Below are 21,008 nucleotides of genomic sequence, written 5' to 3'. Positions count from 1 at the left end.
GCGGAAAAATACGAGACTCCTGTGGGAAAGGAACAGTCTGAAGACCCCACAGAGAGCGTTCTTTGCGAGCGAGGAGGCTGAAGCGTTCCCCACGGAAAGCGAGTGTTTTTCCGCAGCGCTGCATTAGCGCTCAACTTGTTTTAGAAGGATGGAAGTCTCAAAAATCTTAATGCAGAGTCTATAGATTTCACGTATCAAGTAATGATATTTTCAGCTTCCTTCTATTAATCTTTATACGCAGGTAACACTGTATCTGGGTATATTTCTGTAGGATAATTTCCTGTGAAACATGCTTGGCAGACGCCGTGTTCAATTGAATCTCTATCCTTTACAATAGAAGTTTCTAATCCCTCAGGTGTTAAATAAGCAAGACTATCCGCTCCAATTAGCTCACGAATCTCCTCAATAGAGTGGTTGGATGCAATTAATTCGCCTTTATTAGACGTATCAATCCCATAGTAACACGGGTTTTCGATAGGTGGTGAAGCGATACGAACGTGTACTTCCGTTGCACCTGCTTCTTTTAGAAGTCGTACAATTCTTCTACTCGTTGTACCACGCACAATCGAATCGTCAACCATGACTACGCGTTTGCCCTCCACAATTCCCCGTACCGCAGAAAGCTTCATTTTAACACCCTGTTCACGGAGCTCTTGCGACGGTTGGATAAAGGTTCTCCCTACATATCTATTTTTTATAAGGCCTAGCTCATAAGGAATTCCAGTTGCTTCTGAAAAACCAATTGCAGCGGATATACTAGAATCAGGAACCCCAGTAACGACATCCGCTTCTACAGGAGCTTCTTGAGCCAATTGTTTCCCCATCGTTTTACGACTTGCATGAACGTTTAAGCCATCTAGGTCACTATCAGGACGTGAAAAATAGACGTATTCCATAGAACAAAGTGTCCGTTTCAACGGTGATGCAAATCGTTTAGATGTAATACCCGTATCATCAATAATTAGCAATTCTCCAGGTTTTACTTCCCGGATATAGGAAGCCCCGATTAAATCAAAGGCACAAGTTTCTGATGCAACAACATAAGCCCCACCTAACATCCCGATTGAAAGTGGTCGTAAACCACGGGGATCAAGTGCAACATATAATTTGTCTTCGGTTAGGATGGAGAAGGCATACGCACCCTTTACCATGCCTAAGGCTGAAGCAATAGCTTCATCCATTTCAAGGTGTCCACTACGCTTTATTAAATGTGCTATTACTTCTGTATCAGAGGTAGTTTGTAGGATACTACCTTGAGCCTCTAGTTGATTTTTCAATGCATACGCATTAACCAAATTACCATTATGCGCTAACGCCATACTATTTTTCTGAGAACGAAAAACGAGTGGTTGGACATTATCATAGCCACCGCCACCTTGAGTTGCATATCTAACATGCCCCAAGGCTGCATTACCCTTTAATCGGGAGAATTCCGCTTGCTGGAAGACTTCATTTACTAACCCGTTTCCCTTGTGAAGATGTAAGTTTTCGCCGTCACTTGTAACAATGCCAGCACCTTCTTGCCCACGATGCTGTAGGGCATGTAAGCCATAATAAGTCATCTCTGCCGCTTTCTCATGACCCCAAATTGCAAAAACTCCACATTCCTCGTTTAAGCCTTTGATTTCAGCAAGCATGGTATAGCTCCTTTCCACAAACCTTTTAACGTTTCTACCTTCTCATCTACTACAATACCCTCAGATTGCTTAACAACTAATCCCGCACTAGCCGTTACTTTACCGATACACTTCGCATCTTCTACTAGACTTTCAAAAGCAGTTTGGTGTTCTGGCTTCACAGAAACGAGAAAACGAGATTGTGTTTCACTAAATAACTGAACAGTAAGATCACCATTAAGATCTACCTCACAGCCTAGCTCTTCTTTTGAGAATAAGCTTTCTGCTAAAGCAATAGCTAATCCACCTTCAGCTAAATCGTGGGCAGATGCTACGACACCTGATTGAATCGCTTTTAATAGTTGACTTTGACGTTTCACCTCAACATCTAAATCAATAGCTGGTGCCTTGCCGAAATATTTATTTTCCATCACGTTTTGAAGCTCACTACCACCAAATTCTGAGTTAGCCTCCCCAATGACATAGATGGCATCCCCTTTTGCTTGGAAGAAAGATGGCGTAATATGATCTAATGATTCATGTAATCCTACCATTCCAACTACTGGTGTAGGGAAGATTGCTTGATTGTTAGATTCATTGTAAAGCGACACGTTTCCACTAATAACAGGCGTGTTAAGCTTTAGACTTGCTTCACTCATACCATCTACGCTTTTTTCCATCTGCCAGAAATTCTCGGGTTTGTCAGGGTTACCGAAATTTAAGCCATCAGTTAATGCTAATGGTCTTGCACCAGAGCAAACAATATTACGAGCCGCTTCTGCTACGGCAATTTTCCCACCTGTTTCAGGGTCTAAATAAATGTAGCGAGAGTTACAGTCAGTTGTCATGGCTAATGCCTTGTCATAGTCACGTACACGTAAGACTGCAGCATCAGAACCAGGAGCAAACACTGTATTTGTTTGAACCATGGAATCATATTGGTCGTAAACCCATTCTTTACTAGCAATAGTTGGTTGCTGTAATAAAGCCTTTAGTGCTTCTCCATGACTTTTTACTTCAGGATAATAAGCATCCATTTTCTGAAATTCCTCAAAATATGCCGGCACCGCCGAAGGTTTGTGATATACTGGTGCATCTTCAGCTAATGAATCAACTGGAATATCTGCTACGACTTTACCTTTGTGAAGTAAACGAAACTGGTGATCATCAGTTACACGTCCGACTGCAACTGCTTGTAAACCGTATTTTTCAAAGATATCAATAATTTCTTGCTCACGGCCCTTTTCCGCTACTAATAACATACGTTCTTGTGATTCCGACAACATTAATTCATATGGTGTCATATCTAATTCGCGCTGTGGTACTAAATCCAAGTCCATTTCCATTCCTGTACCAGCTTTACTTGCCATTTCACTAGCAGAAGAAGTTAAACCAGCAGCACCCATATCCTGCATTCCTACAAGCGCATCACAGTGAATCACTTCTAAACAAGCTTCAATAAGTAATTTTTCCATAAAGGGGTCGCCGACTTGTACGGAAGGACGTTTGCTCTCTGATTCTTCAGATAAATCTTCCGAAGCGAATGTCGCACCATGGATACCATCTCTTCCAGTCCGAGAACCTGCATAAATCACCGTATTACCAATACCTGCAGCAATTCCCTTTTGAATATCCTTTTGATCTATTAATCCAACACACATCGCATTTACAAGCGGATTGCCTTCGTAGCAATTGTCAAACTGTACTTCTCCACCTACTGTCGGAACTCCGACACAGTTCCCATATCCAGCAATCCCATTTACAACCTCTTCAAATAAATATTTAACACGACCAGTCGTTAAATTGCCAAATCGTAACGAGTTGAGAATAGCAATAGGTCTTGCTCCCATTGAAAATACATCACGAATGATACCCCCAACGCCAGTTGCAGCACCCTGATAAGGCTCTACCGCTGATGGATGGTTGTGACTTTCTATTTTAAACACAACTGCCTGGCCATCACCGATATCCACGATACCCGCACCTTCCCCAGGTCCTTGTAGTACGTGTGGTGCTTTCGTTGGGAACTTTTTAAGTAACGGTTTAGAGGTTTTGTAGCTACAATGCTCTGACCACATAACCGAGAATATTCCTGTTTCCGTGAAATTTGGCTGTCTTTTGAGTATGTTCTTAATTAATTGGTACTCTTCATCAGTCAACCCCATATCACGATACAAACCATCTTTTTCAATTATTTCCGGGGTAATCTCAGGCGCCTGCAACATATGCTTCCCTCCAATTAGTTAATACCGATTTAAATAGTTTCAAGCCATCCGCACCACCAAGAATTGCTTCAACAGCTCGCTCTGGGTGTGGCATCATTCCTAATACATTTCCTTCTTCGTTTACAATTCCAGCTATATCACTTACAGAACCGTTAGGATTATTAGCATACGTAAACACGATTTGATTGTTTTCTTTTAATTTTAGTAACGTAGCCTCATCACAATAATAGTTTCCTTCTCCATGCGCGATAGGTAGAGAGATTACTTCCTTTTCACGATAGTCAGAAGTGAACATGGTTTGATTATTTTCCACTACTAATTTTTCAAAATGGCACATAAATTTAAGATTTTTATTACGCAGCATGGCACCAGGCAATAAACCAGATTCTAAAAGGATTTGAAAACCATTACAAACACCTAGAACTGGTTTTCCTTTAGCGGCATGTTGCTTTATTTCTGTAACGATGTGAGAAGTCGAAGCAATTGCACCTGTACGCAAGTAATCCCCATAGGAGAATCCACCAGGTAGAAGAACTGCATCATAGTTTTCTAGGTTTGCAGATTGATACCATACTAATTCTGCATCTGCACCTAAAGCATCCTTGGCTGCAAAATACATATCTCTGTCGCAATTAGATCCAGGGAAAACAATCACTGCAAATTTCACTGGGTGACACCCTCCTCGACTGTGTACTCATAATCCTCAATTACTGGATTGGCAAGCAGTTTCGCACACATTTCCTCTACTTGTTGGTCCACATCTGTACCCTCTTCTAACGTCAGTTCCATATACTTCCCAACACGTGCATTCAATACTTGCTCATATCCAAGTGTGTTCAATGATTCTTGAACCGCTTTTCCTTGTGGATCAAGAACTCCCGGCTTTAATGTAATGTGAATTTTAACTTTTATCATTTTACTGCCTCCAGTCGTTGAAGAATATTATCGTACACTTGCAATAGGTCACCAAGATCTTCTCTAAATACATCCTTATCCATTTTCTTCCCTGTGTCACGATCCCAAAGTCTACAAGTATCAGGGGATACTTCATCTGATAAGATAATACTTCCATCTATGTTTCTACCAAACTCTAATTTGAAGTCAGCTAGCGTCAAATTAATTCCTAAGAAAAATTCTTGTAATAACTCGTTTACTTTTAGAGCAGTTACCTTTATCTCTTCTAGTTCTTCTACTGTTGCGTCAGATAGTATTAGTGCATGCTGATCATTGATGATTGGATCACCTAGCTCATCCTTTTTGTAAAAGAATTCTACAAGTGGGGGATTAAAAACAGTTTTTTCCTTAATACCAAGTCGTTTCGTAATACTTCCTGCAGCCATATTTCTTACAACTACCTCTATCGGAATAATAGTAGTCCGTTGCACAAGCTGCTCTGTATCGCTCAAGCTTTTTTCAAAATGGGAAGCAATTCCTTTATCTCGCAAATATTCAAATACCTTTGCAGATATTAGGTTGTTATATCTACCCTTACCGATAAAATTAGCCTTTTTCTGTCCATTAAACGCTGTTGCATCGTTTTTATAAGAAAGAACTAATAAAGATTCGTTGCCTTCTACTTCAAAAACTTGCTTTGCTTTTCCTTCATATAGAAGATTGCCTTTCACCCAAATCACCTCTTTTTAGGATTGGCTCTGCCGCAAAGAATGTTATCGTTTTAATAAGAAAACAACATTCTTTGCAAAGCCGTTAGTTTCAAACATGCTCCAAGTGCTTTACCTACAAACCAATCTTGTCAAAAATACGATCAACGTTTTTTAAATGATAGGTGTAATCAAAGCAATCATCTAATTGCTCTTTTGATAAAGTCGATGTGATTTTTTCTTCTTGCTCGAGTAATTCTCTAAATGGAATTCCATTTTCCCACGCCTTCATCGCGTTAGGCTGAACCATATCATACGCTTCTTCTCTACTCATTCCTTGGTCGATTAAAGAAAGAAGTACTCGTTGTGAGAAAATAACTCCATAAGTCCGATCGATGTTTCGCTTCATGTTTTCAGGGAATACAGTTAGATTTTTAATGATATTTCCAAAACGATTAAGCATGTAGTTAAGCGCAATTGTTGCATCTGGTAAAATTACACGTTCTGCAGATGAATGTGAGATATCACGTTCATGCCATAACGACACATTTTCATATGCTGTTACCATGTAGCCTCTAATCACTCTTGCCATCCCTGTCATATTCTCTGAACCAATTGGGTTTCGCTTATGTGGCATAGCAGATGATCCTTTTTGCCCTTTCGCAAAAAATTCTTCTACTTCTCTCGTTTCTGTTTTTTGTAATCCACGAACTTCTGTTGCGAACTTTTCAATGGAACTAGCAACTAATGCAAGTGTTGATAAATACTGTGCATGTCTATCCCGTTGTAGGGTTTGCGTAGAAACCGGAGCTGCTGCCAACCCTAATTTTTTACATACATACTCTTCAACAAATGGATCGATGTTAGCATAGGTGCCAACTGCGCCAGACATTTTCCCAGTTTCAATTGTTTTAGCCGCTGCATCAAAACGTTCTAAATTACGTTTCATTTCTTCATACCACAACGCCATTTTCAAACCAAATGTTGTTGGCTCAGCGTGAACACCGTGAGTTCTTCCCATCATAACCGTGTGTTTATGCTCTTTCGCTTTAGCAGCAAGAATATCAATAAAACGTTCAATATCTTTTCGAATAATTACATTTGCTTGTTTTAGTAGATAAGATAATGCTGTGTCTACAACATCCGTAGAAGTAAGACCATAATGAACCCATTTCTTTTCTTCACCTAGTGTTTCAGATACAGCACGGGTGAATGCCACAACATCGTGTCTCGTATCTTGTTCAATCTCATATATGCGATCAATATCAAAGGATGCTTGTTGTCGAAGTTTGTTTACATCTTCTTTCGGTATAACGCCAAGCTCACTCCAAGCTTCACAAGCAAGAATTTCAACTTCTAACCAGGCTTTAAATTTATTTTCTTCCGTCCAGATTGCTCCCATTTCTTCCCGAGTATAACGACCTATCATAAGTAACCTCCTGAGTTTTCACTCTATCTATTATTTTTTTATTTAAAAAGTATAGTTTGTTTCAGTTGCTCTAGTTCATTCCCTACAAACGTTATGTGCCCCATCTTGCGCTTCTCTTTTATTTCGCTCTTTCCATATACATGGAAATGGGCTAAGGGATACTCGTCTAGATAGTCCTCTACATCATTTCCGATTAGATTTATCATCACTGCAGCACCGTGGAAAAAAACTGGAGCAAGTGGAAGCCCACAAATCGCACGAATATGCTGTTCAAATTGGGATACATTACACGCTTCTATCGTGAAATGTCCAGAATTATGTGGTCTCGGTGCCATCTCATTAATAAAGACCTCTTCACCAGCAACAAACATTTCTATTGCAAAGGTCCCTACAACACTAATTCCTTCTGCTACAGCCTTTGCTGATGCCAATGCTCTATTGATAACCTCTGAGGAGACATTTGCTGGTGCTAATGTTGTATGTAAAATATGATCTTTATGCTGATTTTCCGCGATTGGGAAATAAGTGATTTCTCCATCTTGGGATCGGGTAAAAATAATTGAGATTTCTTTATCAAATTTCACCCACGATTCCACAATGCATCGACCGTTCTTCTTTACAAATTCAACCGCTTGGTCTATTCCGGAATCTTCCTCTATTTTAAATTGCCCTTTCCCGTCATAGCCCCCTCGACACGTCTTAACCACACAAGGAGTACCAATCTGTGTTACAGCATCACGCAATTCCTCTTCATTTTCTACAATTTTAAAAGGTGCAACAGGTAATTGGTTTTTCACCAACACCTCTTTCTCATGCTGCCTGTCTTGCGTGATTCGTAACAATTCTGAACCTTGAGGCAAAAGGTCTAACGATTCTAAATATTTTGCTGCATCAAGATCTACACTTTCAAATTCATACGTAATGACATCACTTTTTTTAGCAAGCTTTTCAATCGCATCCATATCGTCATAGTTCGCGATAATATGTTCATCTGCAACCTGTGCAGCCGGACAATCTGGGGCTGGGTCTAAAACAACAATTCGATACCCCATATGTTTAGCAGTCGTGGCCATCATCCTACCTAATTGACCACCACCTATTATTCCAATTTTAGATCCATATCGTAATTTATTTATTGGCAAGGTCGACCCTCATTTCTTCTACCTTTTCTCGCATTTCCTTTTGATAGTCTACTAGTTTACTAGCAATTGCTTCATCAAAGGTACCAATTATTTGAGCTGCCAAGATACCTGCATTTTTAGCACCAGCATTGCCTATCGCAACAGTTGCAACTGGCACTCCACCTGGCATTTGTACAATGGATAGTAAGGAATCTAGACCATTTAAACTTTTTGATTGGACTGGTACTCCGATGACTGGTAATGTTGTTTTTGCAGCAACCATTCCTGGCAAGTGCGCTGCACCACCAGCTCCAGCAATGATAACCTTTAATCCTTTTCCCCTTGCCTCTTCCGCATAATGAAACATATCCTCTGGCGTACGGTGAGCCGATATAACCTCTTTTTCATAAGGAATTCCTAGCTGCTCTAATAATTCACAAGTATGCTTCATTGTTTCCCAATCTGAAATACTTCCCATTATGACACCAACACTAGCCATACCAATCCTCTTTTCCTGTTCATATTTTCTACTCTATATAAATGGCAAATACTTTACCTATAGGAAAATCACTCTTACCTTTTGTTAAAATTAGGATATAATAGTATATAAAAATGCCTATTCACCTTTTTTGAGAGAAGATGAATAGGCATACGTGATCAAAATCATATGCAATCGTAAAAATCATTGCTTTCCTATTAATTCCCCATTTCCAAATTCAAATGGAGTCTTATCAGGCTACAATACATATATTTATGCAATGATTCATCCTCCCTCATAGTCCATCATTTACGGCGACGGGTAGAAACGATCAGGCCTTATCCCTGAAATTATATGAGGTATGATTATTAACTTTTTAAGCGCAATTCTATGATAACAATTATTATGTTTTCATGTCAACAAATATCGAACGATACTTATATAAAATAATTTATTGTTCGTCTTTTACTGGTACTGCATCAAAGATTATTGTTCTACTAACTGGTTCATAGCCAATATCGCCATTTTGTTCAACCTCTTTGAAGATCGGTTTTTCTATTCTTCTTATTGGTGTGTATCCTTCTTTTCTAATACGATCTATACACTGATCAACAGTCTCCTGTTCTCCTACTTCATACTGTTTTTTCATACGAGTTTTATCTTGTTTCTTTTTGGTCATTTTTGAAAAGGCGTCCTTTCCTCACTTGTTTCACCCAGAACCCCCCATGAATTTGTTTCGGCTCATAGGCAATAATAAAAGCTTTTGGATCTAAATCTTTAATTGCTTTATATAGTGTCAATTCTGATTTCCTAGGCGTCAAAATTTGCATGGAGAGTCTGTCTCCATCCATACCATACGAATTCCAACTCGTTACACCATAACCTTTTTCGCGCAACTTTTGAGTAAAAGCTATATCTGGGTCTGATGAAATAACATTTACGGTGATATACCCTAGTGCAAGCTTCTCTTCTATAATGGATCCTGTTATTACTCCTAGACCATATCCAAGCGCATATGCTATCAAGTTTTCAATCCGATCTAAATTGTCTAAAACTAGACCTAAACCGATTGTATAGATGGTAATTTCCACCGTACCTATCGCTGCAGCAATATACCTTCGTCCTTTAAGTGTCAAGATTACCCTAATAGTAGAGAAGGATACGTAAAAGACATTAACTAATAGGATGATTGCTAACATTATTATCGCATTATCTAACAAAACAAAAAGCCTCCCACAACTTATTTATAATTTCTAGTATGGCTTTAATCGGCAAAATGAAACTTTTATCATGACATTCACCTAGAAATAAAGCTATGCATACACTATAACGCATTCTAATTGTGCGAGCCAATAGAACTTACTTCTATTTTTCATTAAAATTATGGGAGGAATTTGGATGGACCCTTTTCGAAACATGGGCGAGTGGAAACAAAACATGGATCATTTTTTTGGGGAGAGTTTTTGGGGAGAATTTGAAGATGTATTAAAGCCTCCTGTTCCACAAGTTAATTTATATCAATTTGATAACGAATTATTATGTTATGTCAATTTACCAGGGGTTAAGGATTTAGAAAAAGTGGACGTATTTGTTGATTACGCAACACTAGAGCTCCGAGGTGTTATCGATATTCAGCATCATGGAGGTCAAGTGATTAAAGACGAGATTATTCAGGGTTCCTTTGAAAGAAAGCTTGAACTTCCGTATCCAGTTAGAAAGGATAAAATAACTGCTACTTATCAACAAGGGTTATTAGTCCTTCAATTACATCGTCTAGTAACCGAGTCACAGTCTAAGAATAAATTAACAATACAAAACCTTGAGGAACAATAAGCTATCATAAGGATTTATCTAATCATCTTAACTCTACAAGTATTTTTTCTGATCCGACCAACACACATTTGAGAGAAAATCTGATATGTGCTTGAACCTCGTTCCGGCAGAATATTCCGCTTTCCGTAGGCACGGCCACAGCCTCCCCGAAACTACAGACCTATTATTCTTCGTGCGATGCTGCCGAAGCCTTCCCAACGGAAAGCGAGCGTTTTTCTACAGCGTTGGTTTAGCATCTATCTTCTATAATGGATGTAGGCCTTAAAACTTTACTGCTGAGTCTAAGGATTTTCGTTTAAACTAGACTTCCAAGAAAAAAAAAGCTTTGGAACATGTCCAAAGCTTTTTTTATGTTAGCTTAAGTATGCAAGATATAAGATAAATATTACGAATAGGAACCACATAATTGGATTAATTTCTTTTATTCTTCCTTTTGCAATCATCGTAATTGGGTAGAAAATGAAACCTACTGCGATACCAGTTGCAATGCTGTACGTAAGGGGCATTGCAATAACAGTAAAGAAAGCTGGCACCGCTATCTCAAATTTATCCCACTCGATATGTTTAAGTGAAGAAGCCATTAATACCCCAACAATAATCAACGCAGGTGCTGTAACAGCTGATGTAACGACGTCTAATAACGGTGAGAAAAATAAAGCAAGTACAAAGAATCCTGCAGTAACGACTGCTGTAAAACCAGAGCGTCCGCCTGCACTTACACCCGTAGTGGATTCCACGTATGAAGTAGTCGTTGATGTTCCTAATGCTGCCCCTACTACTGTCGCTGCTGAATCAGAGAATAACGCCTTCCCTGCTCTCGGCAATTTATTATCTTTCATTAGTCCAGCCTTTGAAGCTACTGCTACTAATGTTCCAGCTGTGTCAAAAAAGTCTACAAACAAGAATGTTAAAATAACACCTAACATCTGAAGTGTAAAGATATCTCCAAAGTGCGAGAATGCTGCTCCAAATGTTGGTTCTAGACTTGGAACCGAGCCTACGACGCTAGAAGGAGGATCAATTAATCCAAAGATCATCCCGGCAATTGCCGTTATAATCATTCCGTAGAACACTCCGCCTTTTATATCTAAAGTAAGAAAAATAACTGTTACGATTAGTCCGAAAATAGCTAAAAGAGTCGTTCCTACGCCTAAGTCTCCAAGTTCAACTAAAGTTGCCTCACTACCAATAATTATCCCAGCATTTTTTAAACCGATTAACGCAATAAACAAACCAATTCCCGCGCCAACTGCCATTTTTAATTCTGCAGGAATCGCATTAATTATAGCCTCTCGTAAACCTGAAATCGTTAATACGATAAATATAAGTCCTGATACCAATACCCCCGCAAGCGCTGTTTCCCACGGGATACCATGTCCCAACACAACACTATATGCAAAAAATGCATTTAAACCCATTCCTGGTGCTAGTGCAACAGGATACTTAGCAACTAAACCCATAATCAAGGAGCCAATAGCTGCTGCTAATGCAGTAGCAGTGAATACTGCACCCTGATCCATACCTGTTCCATCAGCAAGTGTACTTGGATTTACAAATAAGATATACGCCATTGCCAAAAATGTTGTTAAGCCTGCAACGAACTCCGTACGAAAATTAGTACCTAACTCATCAAATTGAAAAAACTTCTTCATGTTGTATCCTCCCTAATTCCATCAAAATCTTACCTAAAATAAACAAAAGACACCCTAGAAAAGTAATTTCAAGGATGTCTACACAACTAGTTTAGAAGATTAAGAATATATGTAAATAATAATAATAATCTCCCTCGTAGTCAGACCAGATATCTGGTGGTCCGGTAGAAACTCTTGAGCCACATCCCCAAAATTATACGACGATTCTATTTATTAAATTATAAGTACATTTTATATAATACCCTTCATCAATATACTAGTCAATACAAAAAGCGAATATTTTTATTAACAATATATATAACGTTCGGTTATGAGTGTAACAATTGGTAATTTACTACCAAAATAATCGGTTCTACCACTAAACAGAAAATAGGCCAAGGCAAGAGCCCGACCTATCTCTTTTGCTTTATTCCCACTCAATCGTTGCTGGTGGCTTACTCGTAATGTCATAGACTACTCTATTAATATGGTCCACTTCATTAACGATCCTAGTCGAAATCTTTTCGAGCACTTCCCAAGGGATTCTTGCCCAATCTGATGTCATCCCATCAATGGAAGTTACAGCACGAATTCCTATTGTATAATCATACGTACGCACATCACCCATTACTCCTACACTTCGAATGTCAGGGAGTACGGTGAAGTATTGCCAGATGTCTCGATCTAGTCCTGCTAGCTTAATTTCTTCACGCAAGATCGCATCCGATTCGCGAACAATCTCAATTTTTTCTTCGGTAATTTCGCCCAATACACGGATCCCAAGACCCGGACCTGGGAACGGCTGTCTCCATACAATTTCATCTGGAACACCTAGTTCAGTTCCTAGCGCTCTAACCTCATCTTTAAATAGTGTATTAAGTGGTTCTAGTAATTCAAACTGCATATCTTCTGGTAACCCACCTACGTTATGGTGAGATTTAATAGTTTGAGCAGTCTCCGTTCCACTTTCCACAATATCTGTATAAAGAGTTCCTTGTGCTAAATATTGGATATCCTTTAATTTATCTGCTTCATCATCAAACACATAGATGAACTCGTTTCCGATAATTTTACGTTTTTTCTCAGGATCTGATACACCTTTTAGCTTGCTTAGGAATCTATCTTTTGCATCTACCTTTATAATGTTCATATGGAATACATCTCGAAATGTTTCCATCACCATGTCTCCTTCATTTTTCCTCAGTAGGCCATGATCAACAAAAATACAAGTAAGTTGGTCACCAATTGCTTTGTGAACAAGGGCTGCAACAACAGAGGAATCTACACCACCACTTAGCGCACATAGTACTTTATTTTTACCAACTTTCTCACGAATTTTTTCTATTTCAATTTCTACGAAGTTGGCCATTGTCCAGTCACCTGTACTCTTACAAATATCAAACACAAATTGCTTTAGTAACTGATTTCCATACTCCGTGTTTCTAACTTCTGGGTGGAACTGTACACCATAGAATTTTTTATCGCGATTACTCATTGCAGCAACAGGTGTTGAACTACTAGTAGCATCAATGGAGAAACCAACGGGTGGTTCAATGATTTTGTCACTATGGCTCATCCATACTACCTGTGAAGTCGGAGTATCGCCAAACAAATCAGAGCCATCCTCTACCTTTATTTCCGCTTTTCCATACTCACGTTCTTTAGCACGTTCAACTGTTCCACCGAAATGATGGGTCATTAGCTGCATGCCGTAACATATTCCTAACACCGGGATACCCAAGTCAAAAATAGCTTCATCACAACGGAAACTATTCTCCCCGTAAACACTATGAGGTCCACCAGATAAGATGATACCTTTAGGATTTATTTGTTTAATTTCCTCAGCAGTTAGGCGATGAGAATGTAGTTCACTATAAACACCGAACTCGCGAATGCGCCTTGTAATTAATTGGTTGTACTGACTACCAAAGTCTAATACTAAAATCATTTCATTATTGATTTCCAAATCATTTCATCTCCTTAGGCTTCTAGTTCAGCAGACGATAAGCCTTAATCTATCGTCCTTTAACTTTTGATGTATAAAAAAATAGATTTCTACCCTTTTGTTAAAAGAAGGGCAGAAATCTACACAAAAAAATTTCTACCCTTCATAGTCAGAACATTTAAGGCGTTCCGGTAGAGACTCTCGAACCATATCATCGAGGATATATGAAGGAATAGTATTAAATTCATTAATATCTGGTTCTAATCAAACCCCTATTACAGGGATTCTTATTTATATTATTCTACCAATGTCGACAAAGGCGGTCAAGATAAGGAACGTTTTATCAAATTTTTCCACAATTCCGTCATATTCTCCCACTGATTTGAATCCATTTCATTTCGATATAGGATTCTTTCATAATGGTAGGTTAGTCGACTCATATCCGCAGATTGGAAATTAGTATCAATATATTTGGCATACTCTCTTAACGTCTGACCCGTTTCTCGTTTATATCCTTTATGTTCTAAAACTTTTAATAGAAAGTGGTATGCCTGCTGATACACCTTTACACCCGAGCGCTTTTCGTACTTCCTTAATAGGAAGTATGATGCTATACGGTACCTAGCTAGATAAAGGTAGACTAAGACTATTAAAACTAGCCCTCCTATTACATACCATTGCCAAGTCATGTTGTTGGAAGATTCCATTCCAGATTTACTTTCCTCTTCTTCTTGTAAACGTTCTTGCGCTTGTCTTTGTCTTTGTTCCGTTTGTTGTTCCTGTTCTTCTGGAGTTGGAGTTTCTGTCTCTGTCCCTTCAGGTAAAGCTGAGGACTCTTCATAGAAATCAACAGGGCTATTGAACCCTTTCGTTGGTTCGAACGGCACCCAGCCCACTTCAGGGAAATAGACTTCTACCCATGAATGTGCATTAGAGTTACTAATTTGGTAGAGTCCCGCTTCACCAGGAATAGTTGTATTTTTAACATCTATCTTTTGACCCCCAGAAAAACCCTTTACCCACCTAGCAGGAATGTCCAACGTTCGTAGCATCACCACCATCGATGTCGAAAAGTTATCACAATACCCAATCTTCGTTTCGAACAAAAATTGGTCAACATAGTCATCATCTTTACCTGGTATAGCTACGTCTGTTGTTTGGTACTGATAACCATTCATACTAAAGTAACTCTCTATTGCTTTTACTTTTTCGTACCTATTTTTCTTCGTATTCGTTACTTCCTCTGCTAACCCACGCACTCTTTCTGGCAGATTAGTAGGCAATTGTAAATAAAGGGATTGTATTTCTAACGGATCGTCATTACTAGAAGCTATTAATTGTTCTAGTGAAAATGACGGATAGGAATAATCTATCGCATACTCGTCTAAAACACCTTGTACCTCTGGCCCCTCCGCCTCCATACTACCTGTTGTTCTGTCCATAAGATATTGCACGTTTTCGTTACCTTGAATAGCATTGATTCCATAAGGGTAAACAACTTTGGGCAAATTAGCGTCGGGTTCTAAATCGATATATGCTCGGTAGTCGTCTGTTTTTACCGTATCTGAAAAAGTACGACTGTTAACTTCACCATTGTACAGTTCGTCGTAGTTCAATTCAGTAGATCTTTCCCAGCCCTTACCCGTGTAAAAATCCTTTGACTCTATTCGCCAGTAATGTTTCTTCTCGACTGTAGCACGGAAAACTGGCGAGTAGTCTTGAACAAAAGAGCCTCCAAGTTGAGAATCATCCTCCCCGTACCCTACCTTCTGCACTGTATTAGCACCTTCTCCAAATCCTGCATTCTCTGCTGTGCTTTTTATAAATGGGACTGGGTCAGGCCATTGCGGAGTAAGTTTCGGCGCAGCAAACCCGACAACAGTTGAAAAACTGATGACTGCAACAATCGGAATTAACCATGCTGATATTTTCTTTATCCCAACAAACTTAATGGATTCCTTATCCATCTCCTTCATAAAACTGGCGATCCCCATCGCAAGTAAGGATACAATAAAGGTCCGAACAATCGCTATATTTGCACCATACGATGTAAAAGTATCTAGGACGGTAATATAGATAAACGTTAATAAAACAAATAGAAAAATACGGTTTGCAACGACACACCAATAATAAAGAAGATAGCTCATTAACCACAGTAATACGAGAAACAACATACTTCGAAATAGCGGAGTCATTTGTGACCAATCTTGATTAAGCATTACCTCAAAATTAAATTGAATATGCATTACTAAAACTTGAAACCATCCGGGACTAAACAACCCTTCAGGGATAAACAAACTATCAATGATGAATATAATCCCTGCTATTTTTAACGGAGATGAAATCCACCACTTCACCTTTAATAAGGATAGAAAAAAACAGAAGCCAGTAAATATGACAAAAACGGGTACACTTCCTGTATCCGTAATTGTATCTAGTGGTCTTAACCACTCCCAAAAAAGGAAAAATCCGCAAACATAGATAATAGATTGATAGATAAGCGACATATTATGTGATAATCGGTTCACTACATAGTCACCTCGAATTCATGTTGAATTAACTGGTCCTCTGACAAGACATGAACCACGATTCCTCTTACTGATAGATCATGCATGATTTGATGGTCGAGTGCTGTTACAGCAGCCTTAGGTTTTATTAAATAAACAATTACTCGCTTACTTTTTTGTTGTAATTGTTCCAATGATAATTGCATTTTAAGACTTAGGTGGGTAATCGTTACAATTGTTACCAACCCATCCGGCATCCTTTTTGCCTGTTTTATTAATTTCTTAGGAAATGATTCGTCCCCTGATGGTTGAACCTTAGCCAAGTAGGATTGAATCATCGTATTTTTACTAGGATCTTGATTAAAAGGAAAGTACGATGGTTTCTCCCCTATAGCAAGGAAAGCAATCTGGGCAGAATTCTTCCTTAATGTTTCCATGATAGACGAAGTAAATTCAATAGCAGCCTCAAAGCTAATTTTATTCATGCCGCTATAATCTATCGTATCTAATATAAATAGTAGGTTGGCACTTTTCTCTTGTTCGAATTCCTTTGTCATGATCGTATTCTTTCTTGCAGTTGTCTTCCAATCAATCCAAGAAAACCTGTCACCCGGCATATATTCGCGTACACCAGCTACTACACTTGTCCTACTTTGATTAGAAGCATACGATGGAGTAGAACCTTCTTCAAAACTATTTACTTTTTCTTTAATGCTAACACTTCTTTGTTGAGGATAGACGATTAAACGATTTTCACATTCATAGATATAGTCTTTCTTAATAAAACCAAAGAAGTCACCTGTTTTTATTCTAAATGCCTTTAAATGATGCTCACCACGCGGCAAATCATTCAAAGTATAGTTTAAGTGAATCGTCCGTTTAAACCACGGAAACGTTACACGTTTTAGGAGTCTTTGGTTCACTAGCTTACTAGTTTCATGCATGTCTTTGAATTTTTGTCTATTCAAATCCTTATACTGTAATGTAGGAGGGAAATATTCCTCAACCACTAGGTAAATTAAAGGGAATGCGAACTTTCTTTTAATTTCTAGTTCTACTTTAACATCATCTCCAGCATTAACAATTCGCTTAGACAATACTCTGGATACAGACCACTTAGAAATGGGGTAAAAGAGCAAAAAAAGCATATGGATAATTAGAGGTAGAAAGCTGTAAAACAAGAACCAACTTACAAAACCACCTTGAAACATCGCGTATGAAAAAAAAATGGCAAACAATATAATGATTTGAAGTAGCTTTACTGCAAATCCAATATTTGCTTTCATTAACGATAGTCCTTTCGAACAGGAATGGTTGCCTTATCTAATAATTCCTGAACAACCTGCTCAACTGTAAACCCTTCAAATTTCGCCTCAGAATTCAGAATTATTCGGTGGGATAAGACAAAAGGAGCTAGATACTTCACATCATCCGGAATGACATAGTCTCGATCTTGAATAAATGCATAAGCCTTCGCCGCCTTCATTAAGGCTATCGAACCACGAGGACTCACACCTAAATAAACAGCTCGGTGGTTTCGCGTTCCTGTGACAAGCTGAATAATGTATTCTTTTACAGTTGCATCAACAAACACATCACTAACCATATGTTGAACACCTACTAATTCGTCTTTACTCATCACTGCATCTATTGTGGTAATCGGATGCTCTTTTGATGTACGATTTAACATTTCAAGCTCTTCTGTTGGATTAGGATATCCCATTTTGAGCTTTAAAATAAAACGATCTAATTGCGCTTCTGGTAGTGGATAGGTTCCTTCATATTCAATCGGGTTCTGTGTTGCCATAACAAAGAATGGCTTTTTTAGTCCAAGCGTTTTACCATCCACTGTAACACTCATCTCTTCCATTGCCTCTAATAAGGAAGATTGTGTTTTAGGGGATGTTCTATTTATCTCGTCGGCAAGTACTATATCACCAAAAATAGGGCCATTTTTAAATTCAAATTCCATTTCTTTTGGATTATAGATAGAGACACCTGTTACGTCAGATGGAAGTAAATCAGGTGTGAATTGGATTCGTTTAAAATCACAGTCCAACGATTTTGCTAATGCTCGAACAAGCATTGTTTTCCCTACACCAGGAACATCCTCTAACAAAACGTGCCCTTCCGCTAATAAGGCTACTAAACTTAACGTTGTTGCCTCTTCTTTTCCAATCATTACTCGATTAATGTTAGTCAATACGTTATTAATCTTGGAGTTGTACAAATACGTATGCTGCGTCATAGACTACCCTCCATTTTTATTATCTTCATTACAAGGACACTTTTAATCTTATTATAACTATACTACAAATAGGATAGGTCAACGCAAGCAGTTAGAGGTGGGAAATATGGAAATTTACGGATTTTTTAAAAATCTCATAAAAAAAGACCTCCAATCTGGAAGTCTTTTTATTATCCAATAATAATTCTTTCAGTAGGATAACGATATAGATCTTTTGTTTCTCTACCTCTCAGTAAAAAGATAAAGGAGAAAATACCAATCCGACCGACAAACATTAAAAACATAATGACACATTTTCCAAAATTGGATAAATCCCCTGTAATACCCATGGATAAACCTGTTGTACCAAATGCCGATGTTACTTCAAATACAATCGATAATAGCGTGAAATTTTCAGTGGCTGTTAAAACAATTATAGCAGATATACAAAGCATGATTGCAGTCGAGATAACAATGAAAGATCGAGTTATATCTTCAGGATCAATTTCTCTACCAAAAATCTTAATACTCGAATTACCTTTTCCATAGTTATAAATTGCTAGTAGCATGATTGCAAATGTGGTCGTTCTTATTCCGCCACCAACACTACTTGGTGATGCCCCAATGAACATCAACACACTAATCACTAGTAAAGTGGGAGCAGAAAAGTCACTAACATCCATCGTAGCTAATCCGCCATTTCTAGTAGTAACGGATTGAAATAGGGAATAAAAGAATGTCTCATGCCAGCTTTTATCAGCAAAAAAGCCATTTCTTTCAAATATATATATAAGAAACCATCCTGCTAAAACTAATCCGAAAAAAGTTGTCGTAGTTAATTTAGTGAATAAGGAAAAATTGTATTTTTCATTTATGTCATTATATTTACCCTTTAAAAGTTCTTGAACTTCAATTAACACCGGGAAACCAATTGCACCTAGTATGAGTAGTACAATATTTACAAATTGAACAAAATAATCATTTGCAAAAGGTATAAGCGAATTCCCAGTAATATCGAAGCCTGCATTTGTAGTAGCACTAACAGCACCAAAAAATCCTTGAAGCAATGCTTGCTGCCAAGTATCAAAGTAATTTAAGAAATAGATACTCAAAATGATTGTCCCAATTAACTCTATTACAACAATAATTTTGAGTATTTTCAGCATTAACTTTACCAACCCTGACAAGTTAGTTTGGTTCTGATCTATTCTTATTAATTGGCGGCCTCTTAAGCCAATCTTTTTACCAAACAAAATATAAATAAATGTACCCAACGTCATAATACCAATACCGCCAAACTGCAATATAACGGTTAAAACTACTTTTCCAACTCCATTAAATGTTTCTGCCGTTGAAAAGACTGATAATCCAGTCACACTTATAGCACTAATGGCAGTAAAAAGTGTATCAATAAAGGATAGTTCTACTCCAGGTTGATGAAATAGCGGAATACTTAGCAAAATAGTGGAGACACAAATCGCGAGTATATAAAAAGAAACGATTAGATGAATGGTTGATAGTTGTTTTGTGATTTTAAATTCTTTTGAGAATAACTGCATGATTTAACTCCTTAATTTGACCCTGTTTATTAAAGTTTGCCCATTGTTGCTAATTCTTTAAACTATCATAGCAGAAAAAACGGAGCAAATCATCATTGCATAAAAAAACACCCATCTAAGATAGGTGCTTAACACAAAATGATAACTATAATTTGTTTCTTAATGAAGGTAAGCGCGGAACATCCAACTATGCTTTTCTAGTGATACACGAATACCTGTAAACATATCAGCGGTAACTTCGTCTCCTTGGTCCTCTGCTACTTCGATCACTTCCTTAGATTCTGATACGATTGCATTAAAATCTTCAACAAGATTAATTACCATTTCCCTAGCATCCTCAGATCCTGTTGCTTCTTTTAGCGAGGAATGGTTTAAGTAATCGGACAAGGTTGCTAACGGCTTTCCGCCAATTGTTAGGATTCTTTCTGCAATTTCATCGATATAACCGGCTGCCTCCGTATACAGTTCTTCAAACTTTTCATGTAAAGTAAAGAAGTCTTGTCCGGCTACATACCAATGATAATTATGCAATTTTGTATAAAGGACGTTCCAATTAGCCAATTGCATGTTTAATTCATCTAACAATTGCACATGTTCATTTGTCATTTACATTTCCCCCTTTTACTATTCTATCTTTACTTTATAATGAAACAGAATTGCTTTCTGTGAAATTTATCACATATATAAGAGGTTTATTTTTTTATGGCCTTTTACTTACTATCACATTAGTGCTACATAGTAGAGATAAAATCTGCAGTAACTATATTCTTTAATTAACTGAGTGCTAATGCGACGCTGTGGATTGTGAATCGAAAGGAATTCTAACGTCGCGAATT

18 protein-coding genes and 3 riboswitches are annotated in these 21,008 nt (G+C 38.0%); of the genes, 1 reads left to right on the top strand and 17 read right to left on the bottom strand.

Annotated elements, in window-relative coordinates; all coding sequences use genetic code 11:
• Positions 1-224: 224 nt before the first annotated feature.
• From purF to H7K77_RS15655, 10 genes are all read right to left on the bottom strand, one after another.
• Positions 225-1,637 carry an amidophosphoribosyltransferase gene (gene purF, locus H7K77_RS15700; RefSeq protein ID WP_186579045.1) on the bottom strand — a complete coding sequence of 471 codons (1,413 nt, stop codon included), beginning with the start codon at positions 1,635-1,637 and terminating at the stop codon, positions 225-227.
• Positions 1,613-3,841, bottom strand: coding sequence for a phosphoribosylformylglycinamidine synthase subunit PurL (gene purL, locus H7K77_RS15695; protein ID WP_186579043.1), 2,229 nt, complete (start codon positions 3,839-3,841; stop codon positions 1,613-1,615). Before purL ends, purF begins: the two co-directional genes overlap by 25 nt.
• Positions 3,825-4,508: a phosphoribosylformylglycinamidine synthase subunit PurQ gene (gene purQ, locus H7K77_RS15690; protein WP_186579041.1), complete on the bottom strand. Its 684-nt coding sequence runs from the start codon at positions 4,506-4,508 to the stop codon at positions 3,825-3,827. The genes purL and purQ overlap by 17 nt, the downstream gene beginning before the upstream one ends.
• Positions 4,505-4,756, bottom strand: a complete 252-nt coding sequence (purS, locus tag H7K77_RS15685) for a phosphoribosylformylglycinamidine synthase subunit PurS (RefSeq protein WP_186579039.1) — start codon at positions 4,754-4,756, stop codon at positions 4,505-4,507. Before purS ends, purQ begins: the two co-directional genes overlap by 4 nt.
• Positions 4,753-5,466, bottom strand: coding sequence for a phosphoribosylaminoimidazolesuccinocarboxamide synthase (gene purC, locus H7K77_RS15680; protein ID WP_186579037.1), 714 nt, complete (start codon positions 5,464-5,466; stop codon positions 4,753-4,755). Before purC ends, purS begins: the two co-directional genes overlap by 4 nt.
• A gap of 112 nt (positions 5,467-5,578) precedes the next feature.
• Positions 5,579-6,871, bottom strand: coding sequence for an adenylosuccinate lyase (purB, locus tag H7K77_RS15675; protein ID WP_186579035.1), 1,293 nt, complete (start codon positions 6,869-6,871; stop codon positions 5,579-5,581).
• A gap of 38 nt (positions 6,872-6,909) precedes the next feature.
• Positions 6,910-8,013 carry a 5-(carboxyamino)imidazole ribonucleotide synthase gene (gene purK, locus H7K77_RS15670; protein ID WP_186579033.1) on the bottom strand — a complete coding sequence of 368 codons (1,104 nt, stop codon included), beginning with the start codon at positions 8,011-8,013 and terminating at the stop codon, positions 6,910-6,912.
• The gene (gene purE / locus H7K77_RS15665; protein WP_186579031.1) at positions 8,000-8,491 is read right to left on the bottom strand and encodes a 5-(carboxyamino)imidazole ribonucleotide mutase; all 492 of its coding nucleotides are present in this window, start codon (positions 8,489-8,491) and stop codon (positions 8,000-8,002) included. Before purE ends, purK begins: the two co-directional genes overlap by 14 nt.
• A 257-nt stretch (positions 8,492-8,748) precedes the next feature.
• A riboswitch (purine riboswitch) is annotated at positions 8,749-8,848 on the bottom strand.
• Between the two features lie 73 nt (positions 8,849-8,921).
• Positions 8,922-9,149: an NETI motif-containing protein gene (locus H7K77_RS15660; RefSeq protein ID WP_235988962.1), complete on the bottom strand. Its 228-nt coding sequence runs from the start codon at positions 9,147-9,149 to the stop codon at positions 8,922-8,924.
• Entirely contained in the window at positions 9,127-9,690 is a 564-nt protein-coding gene (locus tag H7K77_RS15655) for a DUF2179 domain-containing protein (protein WP_186579029.1), read from the bottom strand. Before H7K77_RS15655 ends, H7K77_RS15660 begins: the two co-directional genes overlap by 23 nt.
• Before the next feature lie 178 nt (positions 9,691-9,868).
• On the opposite strand from H7K77_RS15655, the gene H7K77_RS15650 reads away from it, so the two are divergent.
• Positions 9,869-10,303, top strand: a complete 435-nt coding sequence (locus H7K77_RS15650; RefSeq protein WP_186579027.1) for an Hsp20/alpha crystallin family protein — start codon at positions 9,869-9,871, stop codon at positions 10,301-10,303.
• Positions 10,304-10,656: 353 nt separating this feature from the next.
• On the opposite strand, the gene H7K77_RS15645 is transcribed toward H7K77_RS15650, so the two are convergent.
• The 7 genes from H7K77_RS15645 to H7K77_RS15615 form a co-directional block, all read right to left on the bottom strand.
• A complete protein-coding gene (locus H7K77_RS15645) occupies positions 10,657-11,955 on the bottom strand; it encodes an NCS2 family permease (protein ID WP_186579025.1) in 1,299 nt (432 codons plus the stop codon).
• Between the two features lie 117 nt (positions 11,956-12,072).
• A riboswitch (purine riboswitch) is annotated at positions 12,073-12,176 on the bottom strand.
• 185 nt (positions 12,177-12,361) lie between these two features.
• Positions 12,362-13,882, bottom strand: coding sequence for a glutamine-hydrolyzing GMP synthase (gene guaA, locus H7K77_RS15640; RefSeq protein ID WP_186579059.1), 1,521 nt, complete (start codon positions 13,880-13,882; stop codon positions 12,362-12,364).
• Between the two features lie 143 nt (positions 13,883-14,025).
• Positions 14,026-14,127: riboswitch (purine riboswitch) on the bottom strand.
• 75 nt (positions 14,128-14,202) lie between these two features.
• Entirely contained in the window at positions 14,203-16,407 is a 2,205-nt protein-coding gene (locus H7K77_RS15635) for a transglutaminase TgpA family protein (protein ID WP_328701140.1), read from the bottom strand.
• Complete coding sequence (locus tag H7K77_RS15630; protein WP_186579023.1) at positions 16,407-17,672, bottom strand: DUF58 domain-containing protein; 1,266 nt, start codon at positions 17,670-17,672, stop codon at positions 16,407-16,409. Before H7K77_RS15630 ends, H7K77_RS15635 begins: the two co-directional genes overlap by 1 nt.
• Entirely contained in the window at positions 17,672-18,634 is a 963-nt protein-coding gene (locus H7K77_RS15625; RefSeq protein ID WP_186579021.1) for an AAA family ATPase, read from the bottom strand. The genes H7K77_RS15630 and H7K77_RS15625 overlap by 1 nt, the downstream gene beginning before the upstream one ends.
• A 170-nt stretch (positions 18,635-18,804) precedes the next feature.
• A complete protein-coding gene (locus tag H7K77_RS15620; protein ID WP_186579019.1) occupies positions 18,805-20,172 on the bottom strand; it encodes a TrkH family potassium uptake protein in 1,368 nt (455 codons plus the stop codon).
• A gap of 159 nt (positions 20,173-20,331) precedes the next feature.
• A complete protein-coding gene (locus H7K77_RS15615; RefSeq protein ID WP_186579017.1) occupies positions 20,332-20,778 on the bottom strand; it encodes a Dps family protein in 447 nt (148 codons plus the stop codon).
• Positions 20,779-21,008 lie beyond the last annotated feature (230 nt).

It is taken from the genome of Aquibacillus kalidii (assembly GCF_014280935.1).
GTDB classification, from domain to species: domain Bacteria; phylum Bacillota; class Bacilli; order Bacillales; family Amphibacillaceae; genus Aquibacillus_D; species Aquibacillus_D kalidii.
Note: the sequence above shows the minus strand (reverse complement) of the source record. Positions and strands in the feature narration are given on the sequence as shown.

Coding starts and splice junctions, on each gene's coding strand:
- purF (WP_186579045.1), bottom strand. CDS start 1,637: ATGCTTGCTGAAATCAAAGGCTTAAACGAGGAATGTGGAGTTTTTGCA.
- purL (WP_186579043.1), bottom strand. CDS start 3,841: ATGTTGCAGGCGCCTGAGATTACCCCGGAAATAATTGAAAAAGATGGT.
- H7K77_RS15650 (WP_186579027.1), top strand. CDS start 9,869: ATGGACCCTTTTCGAAACATGGGCGAGTGGAAACAAAACATGGATCAT.
- H7K77_RS15660 (WP_235988962.1), bottom strand. CDS start 9,149: ATGACCAAAAAGAAACAAGATAAAACTCGTATGAAAAAACAGTATGAA.
- H7K77_RS15620 (WP_186579019.1), bottom strand. CDS start 20,172: ATGCAGTTATTCTCAAAAGAATTTAAAATCACAAAACAACTATCAACC.
- H7K77_RS15645 (WP_186579025.1), bottom strand. CDS start 11,955: ATGAAGAAGTTTTTTCAATTTGATGAGTTAGGTACTAATTTTCGTACG.
- H7K77_RS15615 (WP_186579017.1), bottom strand. CDS start 20,778: ATGACAAATGAACATGTGCAATTGTTAGATGAATTAAACATGCAATTG.
- purE (WP_186579031.1), bottom strand. CDS start 8,491: ATGGCTAGTGTTGGTGTCATAATGGGAAGTATTTCAGATTGGGAAACA.
- H7K77_RS15630 (WP_186579023.1), bottom strand. CDS start 17,672: ATGAAAGCAAATATTGGATTTGCAGTAAAGCTACTTCAAATCATTATA.
- purS (WP_186579039.1), bottom strand. CDS start 4,756: ATGATAAAAGTTAAAATTCACATTACATTAAAGCCGGGAGTTCTTGAT.
- purB (WP_186579035.1), bottom strand. CDS start 6,871: ATGATAGGTCGTTATACTCGGGAAGAAATGGGAGCAATCTGGACGGAA.
- H7K77_RS15625 (WP_186579021.1), bottom strand. CDS start 18,634: ATGACGCAGCATACGTATTTGTACAACTCCAAGATTAATAACGTATTG.
- guaA (WP_186579059.1), bottom strand. CDS start 13,882: ATGATTTTAGTATTAGACTTTGGTAGTCAGTACAACCAATTAATTACA.